This is a genomic window from Sphingopyxis sp. USTB-05, from assembly GCF_023822045.1.
GTDB lineage: Bacteria > Pseudomonadota > Alphaproteobacteria > Sphingomonadales > Sphingomonadaceae > Sphingopyxis.
In genome coordinates, this window is record NZ_CP084712.1 from 3,475,284 (window position 1) to 3,493,453 (window position 18,170).

15 protein-coding genes are annotated in these 18,170 nt (G+C 63.2%); 12 read left to right on the top strand and 3 right to left on the bottom strand.

Features of this window, described 5'->3' with window-relative positions; all coding sequences use genetic code 11:
* The first annotated feature begins 92 nt into the window (after positions 1 to 92).
* From KEC45_RS16220 to glnA, 6 genes are all read left to right on the top strand, one after another.
* Positions 93 to 1,631: an amino acid permease gene (locus KEC45_RS16220; protein ID WP_062176561.1), complete on the top strand. Its 1,539-nt coding sequence runs from the start codon at positions 93 to 95 to the stop codon at positions 1,629 to 1,631.
* 404 nt (positions 1,632 to 2,035) lie between these two features.
* Positions 2,036 to 4,375, top strand: coding sequence for an ATP-dependent Clp protease ATP-binding subunit ClpA (gene clpA, locus KEC45_RS16225; protein ID WP_062183326.1), 2,340 nt, complete (start codon positions 2,036 to 2,038; stop codon positions 4,373 to 4,375).
* A gap of 62 nt (positions 4,376 to 4,437) precedes the next feature.
* Complete coding sequence (gene map, locus KEC45_RS16230; RefSeq protein ID WP_062176558.1) at positions 4,438 to 5,277, top strand: type I methionyl aminopeptidase; 840 nt, start codon at positions 4,438 to 4,440, stop codon at positions 5,275 to 5,277.
* A gap of 236 nt (positions 5,278 to 5,513) precedes the next feature.
* Positions 5,514 to 7,700 carry a PQQ-dependent dehydrogenase, methanol/ethanol family gene (locus KEC45_RS16235; RefSeq protein WP_062176555.1) on the top strand — a complete coding sequence of 729 codons (2,187 nt, stop codon included), beginning with the start codon at positions 5,514 to 5,516 and terminating at the stop codon, positions 7,698 to 7,700.
* A 228-nt stretch (positions 7,701 to 7,928) separates the two neighbouring features.
* Complete coding sequence (locus KEC45_RS16240; protein WP_037518110.1) at positions 7,929 to 8,267, top strand: P-II family nitrogen regulator; 339 nt, start codon at positions 7,929 to 7,931, stop codon at positions 8,265 to 8,267.
* Between the two features lie 71 nt (positions 8,268 to 8,338).
* A complete protein-coding gene (gene glnA, locus KEC45_RS16245) occupies positions 8,339 to 9,751 on the top strand; it encodes a type I glutamate--ammonia ligase (RefSeq protein ID WP_062176552.1) in 1,413 nt (470 codons plus the stop codon).
* Between the two features lie 64 nt (positions 9,752 to 9,815).
* Here glnA and KEC45_RS16250 read toward each other — a convergent pair whose 3' ends face one another.
* Both KEC45_RS16250 and KEC45_RS16255 read right to left on the bottom strand, forming a co-directional pair.
* Positions 9,816 to 10,466 carry a hypothetical protein gene (locus KEC45_RS16250; protein WP_252171148.1) on the bottom strand — a complete coding sequence of 217 codons (651 nt, stop codon included), beginning with the start codon at positions 10,464 to 10,466 and terminating at the stop codon, positions 9,816 to 9,818.
* An 8-nt stretch (positions 10,467 to 10,474) separates the two neighbouring features.
* Entirely contained in the window at positions 10,475 to 10,687 is a 213-nt protein-coding gene (locus tag KEC45_RS16255) for a helix-turn-helix transcriptional regulator (protein ID WP_062176548.1), read from the bottom strand.
* A gap of 142 nt (positions 10,688 to 10,829) precedes the next feature.
* Here KEC45_RS16255 and KEC45_RS16260 point away from each other — a divergent pair, with 142 nt between their 5' ends.
* The 6 genes from KEC45_RS16260 (at position 10,830) to KEC45_RS16285 (ending at position 17,795) form a co-directional block, all read left to right on the top strand.
* Complete coding sequence (locus tag KEC45_RS16260) at positions 10,830 to 11,348, top strand: hypothetical protein (RefSeq protein WP_062176546.1); 519 nt, start codon at positions 10,830 to 10,832, stop codon at positions 11,346 to 11,348.
* Positions 11,349 to 11,456: 108 nt separating this feature from the next.
* Positions 11,457 to 12,926: a PQQ-dependent sugar dehydrogenase gene (locus KEC45_RS16265; RefSeq protein ID WP_062176543.1), complete on the top strand. Its 1,470-nt coding sequence runs from the start codon at positions 11,457 to 11,459 to the stop codon at positions 12,924 to 12,926.
* 82 nt (positions 12,927 to 13,008) lie between these two features.
* A complete protein-coding gene (locus KEC45_RS16270; RefSeq protein ID WP_062176540.1) occupies positions 13,009 to 14,319 on the top strand; it encodes a M20/M25/M40 family metallo-hydrolase in 1,311 nt (436 codons plus the stop codon).
* A 95-nt stretch (positions 14,320 to 14,414) separates the two neighbouring features.
* Complete coding sequence (locus KEC45_RS16275) at positions 14,415 to 15,848, top strand: aldehyde dehydrogenase family protein (protein WP_062183323.1); 1,434 nt, start codon at positions 14,415 to 14,417, stop codon at positions 15,846 to 15,848.
* Positions 15,849 to 15,952: 104 nt separating this feature from the next.
* Positions 15,953 to 17,179 (top strand): bifunctional glutamate N-acetyltransferase/amino-acid acetyltransferase ArgJ, encoded by a 1,227-nt coding sequence (gene argJ / locus KEC45_RS16280; protein ID WP_062176527.1) that lies wholly within the window; start codon positions 15,953 to 15,955, stop codon positions 17,177 to 17,179.
* Between the two features lie 4 nt (positions 17,180 to 17,183).
* Positions 17,184 to 17,795, top strand: a complete 612-nt coding sequence (locus KEC45_RS16285) for a glutathione S-transferase family protein (protein ID WP_062176524.1) — start codon at positions 17,184 to 17,186, stop codon at positions 17,793 to 17,795.
* 41 nt (positions 17,796 to 17,836) lie between these two features.
* Here KEC45_RS16285 and trxA read toward each other — a convergent pair whose 3' ends face one another.
* Complete coding sequence (trxA, locus tag KEC45_RS16290; protein WP_062176521.1) at positions 17,837 to 18,157, bottom strand: thioredoxin TrxA; 321 nt, start codon at positions 18,155 to 18,157, stop codon at positions 17,837 to 17,839.
* Between the last annotated feature and the right edge of the window lie 13 nt (positions 18,158 to 18,170).

The window sequence follows — 18,170 nt, forward strand, 5'->3', positions numbered from 1 at the left end:
CCCTGAAATTAAGTTGCGCTGACGCGCGGAGCGGCTAGTCTGTCCCGCCAAGAGAAGGGGCGGCAGTTTCAGCCGCTCACAAGGGGAAGATTATGCTATTTGACCGCGTAAAGCCGTTGGATGCCATTTTGGCGACAGCGGAAAAAAAGTCGCTTACGCGCACGCTCGGCGCCTTCCAGCTCACGATGCTGGGGATCGGCGCCGTGATCGGGACCGGGATTTTCGTGCTGACCGCCGAAGCCGCGCAAAAGGCTGGTCCAGGCATGATGATCAGCTTCATCATTGCCGGCTTCGTCTGCGCCTTTGCCGCGCTCTGCTATGCCGAAATGGCCTCGATGGTCCCCGTGTCAGGCTCGGCCTACACCTATAGCTACGCCGTCATGGGCGAACTCATCGCATGGATGGTCGGCTGGGCGCTGATCCTTGAATATGCGGTCGCCGCAGGCGCCGTTTCGGTCGGCTGGTCGGGCTATGTCGTCGGGCTGATCGAACATGCGTTCAGCATAGACATACCTTCGGCATGGGTGCTCGGACCGTTCGACGGCGGGATGATCAACCTGCCGGCGATGTTCATCGCGGGCCTCGTCACGATGCTGCTCGTCATCGGCACGCGCGAATCGGCGACGATCAACGCGATCCTCGTCGTCATCAAGGTGCTGGCCCTGACGCTCTTCATCATCCTCGCGGTTCCCGTGATGAATATGGAGAATTTCGAACCCTTCGCACCGCTCGGCATCGGCGGCATCGGCGCCGCTGCGGCCTCGATCTTCTTCGCCTATGTGGGCTTCGACGCGGTCTCGACCGCGGCCGAGGAAACGAAGAATCCGCAGCGTAACATGCCGATCGGCCTGATCGGCAGCCTCGCGATCTGCACCGTCTTCTATCTGCTCGTCGCCGCCGGTGTCATCGGCACCGTCGGTGCGCAGCCGGTTGGCATCGACGCCGCCGCGGGCCATGCGCTTGAACCGGGCAGCCGCGAACTCGCCGCTGCATGCGGCGCGATCGGCGACCAGGCGGTCGTCTGCTCGAAGGAAGCGCTGGCATGGACGCTGCGCGAAATCGGCTGGCCGCAAATCGGCAACCTGATCGGCCTCGCCGCCGGCCTCGCCCTGCCGTCGGTCATCCTGATGATGATGTTCGGCCAGACCCGTATCTTCTTCGTCATGAGCCGCGACGGTCTGCTTCCGCAGGCCTTCTCGAAGATCCATCCGAAGTTCAACACGCCGCACGTGATCACGATCATCACGGGTATCGCGGTCGCCTTGTTCGCCGCCTTCTTCCCCGTGGGGCAGTTGGCGAACATCTCGAACTCGGGTACGCTCTTCGCCTTTGCCGCGGTGTCGATCGCGGTGATGGTGATCCGCCGCACCGATCCGGGCCGCCATCGTCCGTTCAAGACGCCGCTGATCTATATCACGGCGCCGATTGCGATCCTTGGTTGCCTCTATCTCTTCTTCAACCTCGACCAGAAGAGCATCAACCTCTTCCTGATCTGGGCCGCGATCGGGCTGGTCGTCTATTTCGTCTACAGCCGTTCGCGCAGCCACGTGGGCCTCGGCCATGTCGAAGTGCATGAAGACGACGCGGACGCACCCCCGCCGCCGGTCCCGCCGGCACCGTCGTTCAACTGACGGTTTGAAACGCTAAACGGAAAGGGGGCTTCGGCCCCCTTTCTTTTTGCTGGGAGTCCGGGGTGGGCGAGGACTGCTAGCGACCTCTTTTGGACATGCTCCATCATCGTCACTCCGGACTTGATCCGGGGTCCCGCTTGATACCGGAGCCGGCGGGCGCGCAAAAAAAACGGGATCCCGGATCAAGTCAGGGATGACGAAGGAAGAACAAGCCACGCCCGCTCACCCCAATGATGCGCCCACACCCCAAATTCCGAACACCCCGTTAACCGCGCCGCAACCGCCGTCATCGTAATTTCACAAAGCCGACCGCTTTTCCCTTGCGGTGGGGCGGCGGCATCGCCACGTTGCATTTCTAAGGGGGCCGCTCTCCCCGGCCTGGTCCCCGCAAGGAGATGAAGACCATGCCGTCCTTTTCGGAAAGCCTCGAAAAGACACTACACAACGCGCTGAAGGCCGCTTCGGAGCGTCACCACGAATATGCGACGCTCGAGCATCTGCTCTATGCGCTGATCGATGACGATCATGCCGCCGAAGTGATGCGCGCCTGCGGCGTCGCGCTTGACGACCTGCAATCGGCGGTCGTCCACTATCTCGACACCGAGCTCGACAGTTTGAAGGTCGAAGGACATAGCGACCCATCGCCCACATCGGGCTTCCAGCGTGTCGTCCAGCGGGCGATCCTGCATGTCCAGTCGTCGGGCAAGGATGAAGTGACGGGCGCCAACGTCCTCGTCGCCTTGTTCTCCGAACGCGAATCCTATGCCGTCTATTTCCTGCAGCAGCAGGATCTGACGCGCCTCGACGCAGTCTCTTATTTGAGCCACGGCGTCGGCAAGGGCGGCAAGCCCTCACCGCAGGCCGAGCCCGAGGAAAAGGAAGAGGCCAAGGAAAAGGCCGACGGCAAGAACAAGAAAGAAACCGCGCTCGACCAGTTCACCGTCAACCTCAACGAGAAGGCGAAAGGCGGCAAGGTCGACCCGCTGATCGGCCGCAGCGCCGAGGTCGATCGCACGATCCAGATCCTCTGCCGCCGCAGCAAGAACAACCCGCTTTATGTCGGCGATCCCGGCGTCGGCAAGACCGCGATCGCAGAAGGTCTCGCGCGTAAGATCATCGAAGGCGACGTGCCTGAGGTGCTGCTGCCCGCGGTGATCTATTCGCTCGACATGGGCGCGCTGCTCGCGGGAACGCGCTATCGCGGCGATTTCGAGGAACGGCTGAAACAGGTCGTGACCGAACTCGAAGGCCTGCCGCACGCGATCCTGTTCATCGACGAGATCCACACGGTGATCGGCGCAGGTGCCACCTCGGGCGGCGCGATGGACGCGTCGAACCTCCTCAAGCCCGCTTTGTCGGGCGGCGTCATCCGCTGCATCGGTTCGACGACGTACAAGGAGTTCCGCAACCATTTTGAAAAGGACCGCGCCTTGCTTCGCCGGTTCCAGAAGATCGACGTGGTCGAACCGACGCTCGAGGATACGAAGAAAATCCTCGCGGGCCTGCGCAGCGCGTTCGAGGCGCATCATCAGGTGCGTTACACGCAGGACGCGATCAACGCAGCGGTCGACCTGTCGGCGCGTTACATCAACGATCGTAAATTGCCCGACAAGGCGATCGACGTGATCGACGAGGTCGGCGCGATGCAGATGCTGGTCGCGCCGTCGAAGCGCAAGAAGACGATCACCGCCAGGGAAATCGAGGCCGTGATCGCGACGATGGCCCGCATCCCGCCCAAGTCGGTGTCGACCGACGACAAGGCAACGCTCGCCAGCCTCGAAACCGACCTCAAGCGCGTCGTGTTCGGCCAGAACACCGCGATCGAGGTGCTCTCGTCGGCGATCAAGCTGAGCCGCGCGGGTTTACGCGATCCAGAAAAGCCGATCGGCAACTATCTCTTCTCGGGCCCCACCGGCGTCGGCAAGACCGAGGTCGCCAAGCAGCTCGCCTCGATCATGGGCATCCCGCTCCAGCGCTTCGACATGTCGGAATATATGGAACGCCATTCGGTCAGCCGCCTGATCGGCGCGCCGCCGGGCTATGTCGGCTATGATCAGGGCGGTCTGCTTACCGATGCCATCGACCAGAATCCGCATTGCGTGCTGCTGCTCGACGAGATCGAAAAGGCGCATCCCGACCTGTTCAACATCCTGCTGCAGGTGATGGATAATGGCCGCCTTACCGATCACCACGGCAAGACTGTCGACTTCCGCAACGTCATCCTGATCATGACGACCAACGCGGGCGCCAGCGACATGGCGCGCGAGTCGATCGGTTTCGGCCAGTCGACGCGTGAGGATGTGCAGGAAGAGGCGGTGAAACGCATGTTCACCCCCGAATTCCGCAACCGCCTCGATGCGATCGTACCCTTCGGCTATCTGCCGCCCGAGGTTGTCGCGCGCGTCGTCGACAAGTTCATCCTCGAACTCGAACTGCAGCTCGCCGACCGCAACGTCCACATCCAGCTCGACGATGCGGCGCGCGAATGGCTGACCGGCAAGGGCTATGACAAGCTCTATGGCGCGCGTCCGATGGGCCGCCTGATCCAGGAAAAGATCAAGCAGCCGCTCGCCGAGGAACTGCTCTTCGGCAAGCTGGTCCACGGCGGCGAGGTCAAGGTAAAGATGAAGACCGGCGAAGACGCCCATGTCGGCAATCCGCTCGCCTTCGAAATCACCCCCGCCGCGCCCAAGGCCGGCAAGGGCAAGGCGAAAGCCGACAAGACGAAGAAGGCTGCGGAGTAAGGTGACGGGGCGGCCGATGGCCGCCCCTCGCTTTTTCAGCCTCCAGCGACTATATCACTCGCATGTACGACTATGTCTCCGTAACCGCTGCCGACGCCGCGGCCCCCGCCCGTGTTCGCGACGGCACGATCAAGCTGCATGACGAAGCTGGCTTTGCCGGCATGCGCAAGGCGGGCCGGCTGTCGGCTGAAATCCTCGACGCGCTCGTTCCCTTCGTCCAGCCCGGCGTTACCACCGCCGCAATCGACGACCTTGTCCGCACGATGATGCTCGATGGCGGCGGCATCCCCGCGACATTGGGTTATCGCGGTTTTACGCATAGCTGCTGCACCAGCATCAACCACGTCGTTTGCCACGGCATCCCCGACGACAAGCCGGTACGCGAGGGCGATATCGTCAACATCGACGTCACCAGCATCGTCGACGGCTGGCACGGCGACACCAGCCGCATGTATCTGGTCGGCGATGTGCCGATCAAGGCGAAGCGCCTCGTCGAGGTCACTTACGAATGCCTGATGCTCGGCATCGAGCAGGCAAAGCCCGGTAACCGCATGGGCGACGTTGCGCACGCGATCCAGACCCACGCCGAGCGACATCGCTATTCGGTCGTCCGCGATTTCTGTGGCCATGGTCTCGGCCAGATGTTCCATGACGCGCCCGAAGTCGTCCACGCCGGCCGTCCCGGCACCGGACCGGAATTGCGCCCCGGCATGTTCTTCACCATCGAGCCGATGATCAACACCGGCAAATATGCGGTGAAGATGCTTGCCGACGGCTGGACCGCGGTCACCCGCGACCGTTCGCTCTCGGCGCAGTTCGAGCACAGCATCGGCATCACCGAAACCGGCTGCGAGATTTTCACCGCCAGCCCCAAAGGTCTGAACGCGCCGCCCTGGCAATAATCCGCGTGACGACTCCAGTTTCTTCATCCCGGACTTGATCCGGGGTCCATGACTTTCAACGCGGCGCTTGCCTGCACACACCCCGAATCAAGTCGAGCGAGCCACGTGTCTCGTTCGAGGGTCACGATAGGAGAGCCCCCCGCCCTCACCCCCCATTTTCCCGCTTGCGCACATGCGCCTTCGGGCGCAGTCTTGACGTTAACGTCAACGATAGGCGTCGAACGGGAGAGCAAGGGATGGCGAAACGGGTCTTTACGGCCGCGCTGCTGGGCTGCGCGGCACTGGCACTGGCTTCATGCAACGCGTCGAAAAACGACAGTGTTTCAGGCGGCGGATCGATCGACGATGCCGAGAAAGCCAGTGAGACCCTCCTCAAGACCGGCGGCAATGGCGATAATTGGGGCGCGATCGGTTACAGCTATGACGAGCAGCGCTTCAGTCCGCTGACCGATATCAACGACGAAAATGTGGGTGAGCTCGGTATCGCCTGGACAGCCGACCTTGACGATGCGCGCGGACAGGAAGCAACGCCCGTCGTCGTCGACGGCGTAATGTATGTCACCCATGCCTGGTCGAAGGTCAGCGCTTGGGACGCCGCGACCGGTAAATCCTTGTGGAAGTTCGACCCCAAGGTCCCCGGCGAGCGAGCGGTTTCTGCTTGCTGCGACGTCGTCAACCGCGGCGTTGCGGTGTGGGGCGACAAGGTCTTCGTGGGCGCGCTCGACGGCCGCCTGATCGCGCTCGACAGGAAGACCGGCAAGGAACTGTGGTCGACGCAGACCTTCGACACGTCGAAACCCTACACGATCACGGGCGCGCCGCGCGTCGTGAAGGATATGGTGCTGATCGGAAACGGCGGCGCCGAATTCGGGGTGCGCGGCTATGTCACCGCTTATGACGCCGACACCGGCAAGGAGCGCTGGCGCTTCTACACCGCGCCCAATCCGACCAAGGCGAAGGACGGCGCGGCGTCCGATGACATCTTCGCATCAAAGGGTAACGCGACCTGGTCCGATAAAGGCGAGTGGCAGACCTCAGGCGGCGGCGGCACCGTCTGGGACGCGATCGTTTACGACAAGGATCTGGACCAAATCTATCTGGGCGTCGGCAACGGCAACCCATGGAACCATGGCACGCGCTCGAATGGTGAGGGCGACAACTGGTTCCTGTCCTCGGTCGTGGCGCTCGACGCCACGACCGGCAAATATAAATGGCATTATCAGGAAACGCCGGGCGAGACGTGGGATTATACCGCAACCCAGCCGATCATCCTCGCCGAACAGGCGATGAACGGCAAGCCGACGAAGGTGCTGTACCATGCACCGAAGAACGGCTTCTTCTTCACGATCGACCGCACCAGTGGCAAGTTGATCGACGCCAAGCCCTTCGTTGACGGGATCAACTGGGCGACGGGTTACGACCTCGCCAGCGGCCGCCCGATCGAGAATCCCGAGGCGCGCTTCTACAAGACCGGCAAGCCGTTCATCGCGATCCCCGGCGCGCTTGGCGCACACAACTGGCACCCGATGAGCTACAATCCGAAAACCGGCCTCGTCTATATCCCCGCGCAGCAAATCCCGCAGGGCTATCTCGCCGACATGACCGAACTCGACAAACGCAAGGTCGTCGGGTTCAACATCGGTACCACGCTGACCGGCACGATGCTCCCCGACGACAAGGCAGCGTTCCGCGCCGCGGTCGCCGCGACCACCGGGCGGCTGGTGGCATTCGACCCGCGCACCGGCAAGGTCGCATGGGCGGTCGACCACCCCGCGGCGTGGAACGGCGGTACGATGACCACGGCGGGCAATCTTGTCTTCCAGGGCACCAGCCTCGGTCGCTTCCGCGCCTATACCGCCGACACCGGCAAGCAATTGCTCGACCTCGACATGCAATCGGGGATCGTCAGCGCGCCCTCGACCTTCCGCGTCGGCGGCGTGCAATATGTGGCGTTCATGACGAGCAAGGGCGGCGCCTTTCCGCTTGTCGCCGGGGTCGCGGGCGGCGCGACGCGCAAGATCCCGAACATCCCGCGCCTTGTCGTGATGAAGATTGGCGGCACGGTGAAACTCCCTGCTCCGCCGTCCTCCGCCGCGCTCGCATGGAACCCGCCGCCGATGACCGCATCGCCGGCGCAGGTTTCGGCAGGCAAGGCGCATTTCGGGCGCTATTGCATCGTCTGTCACGGCGACAGCGCGATCGGCAACGGCTTCACCCCCGACCTGCGCGTCTCGGGCACCCTCGCCAATGCCGAGGCGTGGAAGGGCGTCGTAATCGGCGGCGCCCTGAAAGACCGCGGCATGGTGAGCTTCGCCAATGTGCTCACCCCCGCCGATGCCGAGGCGATTCGCGCCTATGTCATCGAGCGGTCGAACTGGACCAAAGCCAATCTGGCCGACTCCTCGGCGCCGATGGGACGCTGACTGCTCAAAATTTAGGCAGCCGAAGAACGTCGTTGCCCAGCCCTTGGGCAGCAGCGTTCTTTCGTTTCAAATTTCTTACCAAATCCCCGCGATTCGCCAATTGGCACGGCTTTTGATTGGTGCAAGATGGCGGGACATCGCACCGACTCGACGGCAGACCGGACCAGGCACGCCTGATCCGGCTTGACGCGCAAGGAGCGGCGGCCAGCCCAAAGGGGGACGAAAAGCGTGAAGAAGATTGAGGCGATCATCAAGCCGTTCAAACTCGACGAAGTGAAGGAAGCGCTGCACGAAGTGGGTGTCAGCGGCATCACCGTCACCGAGGCCAAGGGTTTCGGACGGCAGAAGGGTCACACCGAACTGTATCGCGGCGCCGAATATGTCGTCGACTTTCTGCCCAAGGTGAAGCTCGAAGTCATCGTCGAAGACTCGATGGCGGAACGTGTGGTGGAGGCGATCGCCGCCGCTGCGCAGACTGGCCGCATCGGCGACGGCAAGATCTTCGTCATCCCGGTCGAAACGGCGCTCCGTATCCGCACCGGCGAACGCAACGAGGACGCGCTTTAATCTTTCGCATTTTTCGAAAACCCGACAACCCCCGGCACGCCGGACCATTTCGCAAGAAGGAAGCATAGACGATGGCTACGAAGCCCAAGGATATCATCGCGCGGATCAAGGAAAACGACATTGAGTGGGTCGACCTGCGCTTCACCGACCCCAAGGGCAAGTGGCAGCACCTGACCATGGTCGCGTCGATCCTCGGCGAGGACGAACTCGAAGACGGCCTGATGTTCGACGGCTCGTCGATCGAAGGCTGGAAGGCGATCAACGAGTCGGACATGATCCTGAAGCCCGACCTCGATGCCGTCTATGATGATCCCTTCTCGGCCACCCCGATGCTGGTGATTTTCTGCGACATCGTCGAACCGTCGACCGGCGAAGGCTATGCCCGCGACCCGCGCACGACCGCGAAGCGCGCCGAGGCCTATGTCGCCTCGACCGGCATCGGCGACACCGTCTATGTCGGCCCCGAAGCCGAATTTTTCATGTTCGACGACGTCCGTTTCGAAACCGGCTACAACAAGTCGGGTTTCGAGATCGACGATATCGAACTGCCGACCAACACCGGCCGCAGCTATGAGGGCGGCAACCTTGCGCACCGTCCGCGTGCCAAGGGCGGCTATTTCCCTGTCGCGCCGGTCGACAGCGCCGTCGACATCCGCGCCGAAATGGTCTCGACGATGCTCGAAATGGGCCTGCCCTGCGACAAGCATCACCATGAAGTCGCCGCCGCGCAGCACGAACTGGGCCTCACCTTCGGCACGCTGACCGAAACCGCCGACCGCATGCAGATCTACAAATATGTCGTGCACCAGGTCGCGCACGCCTATGGCAAGACCGCGACCTTCATGCCGAAGCCGATCAAGGACGATAATGGCAGCGGCATGCACACCCACATCTCGATCTGGGAAAAGGGCAAGCCGCTCTTTGCCGGCAACGGCTATGCTGGCCTTTCGGACATGTGCCTCTATTTCATCGGCGGCGTGGTCAAGCATGCCAAAGCCCTCAACGCTTTCACCAACCCGACGACGAACAGCTACAAGCGCCTCGTCCCCGGTTTCGAAGCTCCGGTGCTGCTCGCTTATTCGAGCCGCAACCGTTCGGCCTCGTGTCGCATCCCGTACGGTGCGGGCGCGAAGTCGAAGCGCGTCGAGTTCCGGTTCCCCGACGCGATGGCGAACCCCTATCTCTGCTATTCGGCGCTGCTGATGGCGGGCCTCGACGGTATCCAGAACAAAATCCACCCCGGCGACGCGATGGACAAGAATCTGTACGACCTGCCGCCCGAAGAGTTGAGCGAAGTCCCGACCGTGTGCGGAAGCCTCCGCGAAGCGCTCGACAGCCTGCTCGCCGACCACGACTTCCTGCTCAAGGGCGACGTGTTCAGCAAGGACCAGATCGAAGCCTATGTCGAACTGAAGTGGGACGAGGTCTATCGTTTCGAACAGACGCCGAGCCCGGTCGAGTTCGACATGTACTACAGCGCCTGATCCGACAGGGTCAGATCGCCTAAGGAAGGGCGTCCGGTTCGGGGGAACCGGGCGCCCTTTTTCGTCAGCGGGTCATCATTCCGCGCTTTCCGATCGCGACGAACGAACCCAGCAGCAACATAGCCGAAAGCGTCGTGACGACGTCGATCGGTGAGAGCACCGCGCCGAAGCCGAGGAAATCGGCCGCCGCCCAAAGCGACAGAATGACCCAGCTCAGGCAGAAGGCCCACAGGCAGCCTTCGAGACCGAGTTGCCAGCTCAACTCGTCGAAGGCGCCACGCCACCGCCAGCTTGCGCACACGCCCGCGGCGGTCGACAGGAGCAGCGCGCCGATCGCAACTTCGGCGGAAACCGGCCCCGCCGCGAATCCCGGCCCACGCGCCAACGCGAGCAGGACGAGCACGATCCCCGTGATGCCCATGACTGCGGTCGACTGCGCAAGCGTGCTGCGCTCGTCACGCAGTTCGTCGGCATCGCCGACGTTGAGGAGCTTCGCGCCCGCCTGTGGTGCAACAAGGCCGAAGCCTACGAAGGCCCCCATCAGCAGATAGACCAGGCCGACGCCGGCCAGCGCCACGCGCGACGGGCCCATTGCATCGAGCAACCCGGCGCCCGCCAGCGCAAGCGCCGCCGCGGAAAATCCCGCGCCCACCATCGCGCCCACCAGCATCTTGAGGGCCGAAGCCTTGACCTGCGACGCCCGATTTCCTGTCACGGCCTTGTTCATCCTTCGTCCTCCGGCAACCAATGATCGACAAACAGCTCGCGTACCTCGAGCCCGAACAATCGAGCCATGCGCAATGCAAGCGGCAGGCTGGGGTCGTATTTGTCGGTTTCGACCGCGTTGATCGTCTGGCGCGACACGCCGAGCCGGCGAGCGAGTTCGCCCTGGCTCCACGCCGCCTTCTCCCGATATTCGCGAACCCGATTTTCCAACAGCCAAGGCCCTTCCTGTAAAGAACTCTTTACATATCATCAGCCGATCTGTCAAACATACTTTACACCCCGTCGACTTTCTGGCGATTACTTTTTGATAAGCCGAACGCGCTAATAGCAGGACGAATCGGGGGGATATTCAATGTTTCGCATGATAGTTCCGATCATCGCGATGCTGCTTGCAACCGGCTGCGGCAAGATTGCCGAGCTGGCGAACGAGACACGCATCGTTGCCGCGCCGCGCGAGGAGGTGTTCGCGAAGATGTTCGGTAACGACAGCGCCTTCACCGGCTTGCCGCTCGTCACCAACGGCGGATCGACACGGCTCTATGAGCTCATCGTGCAAAAGGGCGAACCCGGATTCGACAAGATGATCCCCGACGAGCGGCCCGATGCGCAAAAGGTGAAGATTGCGGTTGCGATGGAAATCCCGCGCGAAACGCACCTGATCTACAGCGTCGACGATGGCGCGTTGAAGACGGGGCTGAAATTCACCTTTGAAGAATTGGCGCCGGGCCGAACGAAGGTCGCGTTCACGATCGACGATTTGACCGGTGATGGGTCGAAGGGCTTGATGGTGAACCGCTCCGCCCTTCGGAAAATCGCCCGCGACGCGCTCGACAAGCTGGACGATTTCGACGAGGTCAAGGAGCTCGCCTGAGACGAACCGATTCCAATATATAAGTTGGTAAATCAGCGAGGTTGCGATCCCCGCCGATGGGTGACAGGCTGCCCGCCGGGTTCGTTCGATTGCGAAAGGCTGTTGCCCATGCGGATGCGAGTTTTTGCCGCCCTTTTCCCCTTGATCCTCGCTTCGTGCGGCGGCGGCGGAGGGGGCGGAGGCGGCAGCACGCCGCCACCCGCCAGCAACTCTCCGCCCAGCTTCACCTCGGCACAGACTGCAAGCATCGTCGAAAACACCACCAGCGCCTATCAGGCCACCGCAAGCGATCCCGACGGCGATGCGCTGACATTCAGCATCGACGGCGGCGCCGATGCGGGGGTTTTCTCGATTACGTCCGCGGGTGCACTCCGGTTCAACACCGCGCCGAACTATTCCGCGCCGACCGATGCCGATCGCAACAATGTCTACAACGTCCAACTCCGCGTCAGCGACGGCCGCGCGAGTGCGACGCTGACGGTCAACATCACCGTGACCAACAGCGCCGACGGAATCTCGGTCGGGCGCGTGGCGCCCGTCGGATCGACCAGCTTCAGCCGGCCCGTCTATCTTGCGCCGATCCCCGGCGACAGCAACAACGTCTATGTCGTGGAGAATGGTGGCGGGGTCTATCGGTTCAATCCGACGACCGGCAGCAGCACGCGCGTTCTCAACATCACCGATCTTTCGTCGGGCGGCGAACGCGGACTGCTGGGGCTCGCCGTCAATCCAAACAATGTGAACCAGTTGATGGTCGTCGCCACCGGGCCCGACGGCTCGGTGCAGGTCCGCCGCTACACGCTGGGCACCGCGTCGCCTGAGACGACCTATATAACCGCTCTATCGGTTCCGCACGCCGACTCCTCCAATCACAATGGCGGCTGGATCGGCTATGGTCCCGATGGCAACATCTATGTCGCTATTGGCGACGGCGCCACGGGCGGCGACCCCGCGCAGGACACGAATTCGCGCCTCGGCAAGATACTGCGGCTCGCGGTCGATCCGGCGAACGCCAATCGCTTCGTTCCGGCGCCGGGCAATCCCTATATTTCCGGTGGCGGAGACCCCTATGTCTTCGCACGCGGCCTCCGCAATCCGTTCCGGGCGTCCTTCCAGGGATCGACCTTGGTGATCGGCGACGTGGGGGAGAGCAATATGGAAGAAATCAGCATGTTGCCAATCGGTACGCCGGGACTCAATTTCGGCTGGCCCTTCATGGAGGGAACACGCGTCAACCGTGGCACGCCGCCCTCAGGTCTCACGCCACCGGTCGCAGAATATGCGCCCGCCCTCGGCCGCAGCGTGATCGGCGGCTATGTCTATCGCGGACCGATCGCATCGCTGCGCGGACAATATGTCTTTGGCGACTTCATCTCGGCCAATGTGTGGACGCTGCCGTTCGCCGACTTCGCGCAAGGACAGACATTGCCATCGTCGCGTTTCGCCAACCGCAACGACGACTTCAGGCCCGATGTCGACACGCTCCGGCAACTCGCGTCTTTCGGAGAGGACAGCGCGGGCAACCTCTATATCGTCAGCGTGTCGGGCAACATCTTCATGGTGCGTCCGCGAAACTGACGTCGCGGAGCGACTGTCCGGCTGAACGCTTGCCGCGAACGGAAAGGCACGGCACAAGGGCGCCTCCATAGGAGGCCTCCCCATGAAATCATTGCCCTTTGCCGCTATCGTCGCCCTTCAACTCGCGCTGATCCCGGCAGCGCAAGCAAAGCTGTCGAAGGCCGAAAGCGGCATGGCGAAAACGGTCGACGCCGAACAGGCGCGCTCGCTGGCCCTGCTCGAAAAGCTCGTCAACCAGAACAGCGGCTCGCAGAATCTGGAAGGCGTCGAAAAGGTCGGAGCGATGATGCGCGCCGAACTCGAGCCGCTAGGCTTCAAGGTCGAATGGAAACCGATGCGCGATACCGGCCGCGCCGGCCACCTGATCGCGACGCATACAGGCAAGCCCGATGCCAAGCGCCTGCTCCTCATCGCGCATCTCGACACGGTGTTCGAACCCGACTCGCCGTTCCAGAAGTTCACACGCAAGGGCGATATGGGCGAAGGACCCGGCGCGGGCGACGACAAGGGCGGCATGGTCGTGATCGTCGCGGCCCTACGCGCGATGAAGGCCGCCGGCACGCTCAAGGACGCGAATATCGAAATCCACATGACCGGCGACGAAGAGGATTCGGGCAGCCCGATCGAAAAGGCGCGCGCCGACCTGATCGATGCAGGCAAGCGCAGCGACGTTGCGCTCGATTTCGAAGGGCTCGTCCGCGACAATGGCGCGGACATGGGGTCCGTCGCACGGCGCTCGTCGGATAGCTGGACCGTCACCGCCACGGGCAAGAGCGCGCACAGCTCCGGCATTTTCAGCGCCGCGGCGGGCGACGGCGCAATCTATGAGCTGACGCGGATCGTCTACCGTTTCCGCACCGAACTCCCCGAACCGAACCTCACCTTCAACGTCGGGCTGATCGCGGGCGGGCAGCAGGCCGAACTCGACGCGGGCGGCATACGCGCGACGGTGAACGGCAAGACAAACATCATCGCGCCGATCGCAATCGCGCGCGGCGACCTCCGCGCGCTGTCGCCCGAACAAATCGAACGGGTGAAAGCGAAGATGGCCGCGATCGTCGCCGAGCATGCGCCGGGTACCGACGCCAAGCTGAGCTTCGATCCGGGCGGCTATCCGTCGATGGCGCCGACCGATGGAAACCGTGCGCTGCTCGCAAAACTCAATGGCGTGAACCGCGACCTCGGCCTTGCCGAAATGGCGCCGCTCGATCCGCTGAAGCGCGGCGCGGGCGATATCAGCTTCGTCGCCGCCGACGTCGACGGGCTCGCGGGACTCGGGCCGTACAGTACCGGCGACCATGCGCCGGGCGAAGCGGTCGATATCCCCAGCATCAGCCGGCAGGCGACGCGCGCTGCCATCCTGATGTCACGCCTTTCTGCTGAAAAGCGCTAAACTGCCGTCTTTCACAGTTGGCCGCGCTTGATTCATCAGGCACAGTGATTAGGTAGCAATCCGAGACGGAATTGACCGCCGATGGGAGAAGAATGATGAGCACCGAAACGCATCTCAAGCAAAATTACATCGGCGGCCGCTGGGTCGACAGCAAGGGCGGCAAGCTCCACGACGTCATCAACCCCGCGACCGAAGAAGCGGCCTCGACCGTCGTGCTCGGCACTCCGGCCGACGTCGACGATGCTGTCGCCGCCGCAAAGGAAGCCTTCAAGAGCTTCTCGCAGACGACGCGCGAAGAGCGTCTCGACCTGCTGAACCGCATTGTCGAAGAGTATAAGAAGCGCGCGCCCGACCTCGCAAAGTCGATGGCATCCGAAATGGGCGCCCCGGTCAGCTTCGCGGGCACCGCGCAGGTCGGCGCCGGCATCGGCGGCTTCATCGGCACGATCGCCGCGCTGAAAGACTTCAGCTTCACCGAAAAATATGCCGCGGGCATGATCGCCTATGAACCGATCGGCGTCGTCGGCATGATCACGCCATGGAACTGGCCGCTCAACCAGATTGCGCTGAAGGTCGCCCCCGCGCTCGCCGCTGGCAACACGATGGTGCTCAAGCCGTCGGAAGAATGCCCCGGCAACGCGGTCATCTTCGCCGAAATCCTCGACGCCGCGGGCGTGCCGCCGGGCGTCTTCAACCTCGTGCAGGGCGACGGCCCGACGGTCGGCAACGCGATCAGCGCGCACCCCGGCATCGAAATGGTGAGCTTCACCGGATCGACCCGCGCCGGCATCCTCGTCGCCAAGGCGGCGGCCGACACCGTTAAGCGCGTCCATCAGGAACTCGGTGGCAAGTCGCCGAACATCGTCCTGCCCGACGCCGATTTTGCCGCTGTGTTGCCGCCGACGGTCCAGGGCGTCCTGGTCAACACCGGTCAGAGCTGCATCGCCCCGACGCGCATTCTCGTCCAGAAGGACCGCGAAGCCGAAGCCGTTGGCGTGATCAAGGCAATGTTCGACGGCACCTCGGTCGGCGATCCGCAGGCCGAGGGTGGCCACATCGGCCCCGTCGTCAACAAGGCGCAGTTCGACAAGATCCAGGGCCTGATCCAGTCAGCGATCGACGAAGGCGCGACGCTCGAAACCGGTGGCACAGGCCTGCCCTCGAACGTCAACCGCGGCTATTATATCAAGCCGACGGTCTTCTCGGGCGTCACGCGCGACATGCGCATCGCCAATGAGGAAATCTTTGGCCCCGTCGCGACGATCATGGCCTATGGCGACCTCGACGAAGCCGTCGATATCGCCAACGACACCGAATATGGCCTGTCAGCGGTCATCTCGGGCGATCCCGCGAAGGCGGCCGGCCTGGCGCCGAAGCTGCGCGCCGGCATGGTCGCGGTCAACGCATGGGGCCCCGGTCCGGGCGCGGCATTCGGCGGTTACAAGGCGTCGGGCAACGGCCGTGAAGGCGGCGTGTTCGGCCTCAAGGACTTCATGGAAGTGAAGTCGATCAGCGGCATTCCCGCCTGATCTCAATATCCTCCCTGCGGCGCAGCCGTGGGGAGGATCAAGCCCCCTCCTCTGAAGAGGAGGGGTTTTGCGTTGGGGGAAGAGCGGCTATGCGCGGGTCCATCATGACGACCCGCTCACCGCTCGCCCCCGAATCTTTTCCCGCCCTCCCCGACATCGCCGGGGTTACGCGCCGCGTCGCGCGCGCGCAGTACAAGAATTGGGACCGCTGCGACCTCACCTATGTCGAGCTTGCGCCCGGCACCGCAGTCGCGGGCGTATTCACGCGCAACGTCTGCTGCTCGTCGGAAGTCGAGCTCGGCCGCGAACAGGTCAAGGGCGGCAAAGGCCGTGCGCTGATCGTCAACGCTGGCAATAGCAATGCCTTCACCGGTTATCGCGGCCGCGAGGCGGTCGAGCAGATCATGGCTCAGGTCGCCGGGCATCTCGGCTGCGACGCAAACGAAGTCTTTGTAAGCTCGACCGGCGTGATCGGCGTACCGTTGCCCAAGGACAAGGCGCGCGCCGGCGTCGAGGCCGCACTGACCGCCGCCGTCTGCTCGTGGGAAGCCGTCGCCGAAACCATCGGCACCACCGACACCTTTGCCAAGGGATCGGGCGCCAGCGCAATTGTCGGCGGCACGACCGTGCAGGTTGCTGGCGTGGTCAAGGGATCGGGCATGATCGCCCCCGACATGGCGACGATGCTCGGCTATATCTTTACCGACGCCGCAGTTGCGCCTGCACTGTTGCAGGAGATGCTGAGCGAGGCGACCGGGGGCAGCTTCAACAGCATCACCGTCGACAGCGACACCTCGACCAGCGACACGGTGCTGCTGTTTGCGACGGGACAGGCCGGCAATGCGCCGCTCAATACCCGCGACGATCCGGGCGCCGATGCGCTTTACGCCGCGATCCGCGCCGTCGCACTCGACCTCGCGCATCAGGTCGTGCGCGACGGCGAAGGCGCATCGAAGTTCATCGAAATACAGGTGACGGGCGCCACCACCGACGACAGCGCCAAGCGCGTTGCGCTCGCCATCGCCAACTCACCGCTGGTCAAGACTGCGATCGCGGGCGAGGATGCCAACTGGGGCCGCGTCGTGATGGCGGTGGGCAAGGCGGGCGAACCCGCCGACCGCGACAAGCTTGCGATCCGCTTCGGCGATCATTGGGTCGCAAAGGACGGCCTGCCGGTCGACGGCTATGACGAGGCGCCGGTGGCCGCGCATCTGAAAAGCCAGGACATCCGCGTCGGCGCAGATCTCGGTCTCGGCGAAGGCCGCGCGACCGTTTGGACCTGCGACCTGACGCACGGCTACATCAGCATCAACGCCGACTATCGGAGCTGAGCCGATGCTCACCATCTGGGGCCGCCTCAACTCGCACAATGTCAAAAAGGTCGCATGGTTCGCCGTCGAACTCGGCCTGCCCTTCGAACGCCACGACGTCGGCGGACAGTTCGGAATGGATGCCGCCTATCTGGCGAAGAACCCCAACGCACTGATCCCGACGATCGAGGACGACGGCGTCATCCTGTGGGAATCGAACGCGATCCTGCGCTATCTCGCCGCAAAACATGGCGGCGAGCGATTTTGGGCTGCCGACCCGGCGGCCCGCGCAGTCGCCGACAAATGGATGGACTGGCAGATCGATTATGCCGAAGGGCAGCGCGACGCGTTCGTGAATCTGGTTCGCAAGACAGCCGAACAGCGCGATCCGGCGGCGATTGCCGCGTCAGCCGAACGTTGTGCCAAGCGAATGACTGTCCTCGACGCCGCGCTGGGACAGTGGCCCTGGCTTTCGGGCGCGGATTTCGGCATCGGCGATATCCCGATGGGCGTTTACGTCCATACTTGGCTCTCGCTCGAAATCGAGCGGCCCGCACTCCCTCATCTCGAGGCGTGGTACGCGCGGCTCAGATCACGGCCAGGCTATGCCGAACAGGTCATGATTCCGCTGACCTGAAAACAAAAAGGCCCCGGTTTTCGCCGGGGCCCTTGCATCAGTTACAGCGCGCCTTCGAGCCAGCCCTTGAGCGCGCTCTTCGGTGCCGCACCGACCTTGGTGTCGGCGATCTCGCCATTTTTGAACAGGATCATCGTCGGAATGCCGCGCACGCCATATTTGGCGGGGGCGTTCGGATGATCGTCGATGTTCAGCTTTGCGATCACGACCTTTTCGCCCAGTTCGTCGGCGATTTCCTCGAGCGACGGGCCGATCATCTTGCACGGGCCGCACCATTCGGCCCAGAAATCGACGAGCACGGGGGTGTCGCTGTCGAGGACGTCTGCCTGGAAGCTGTCGTCGCTGATTGCCTTGGTACCCATATGTTGGACTCCT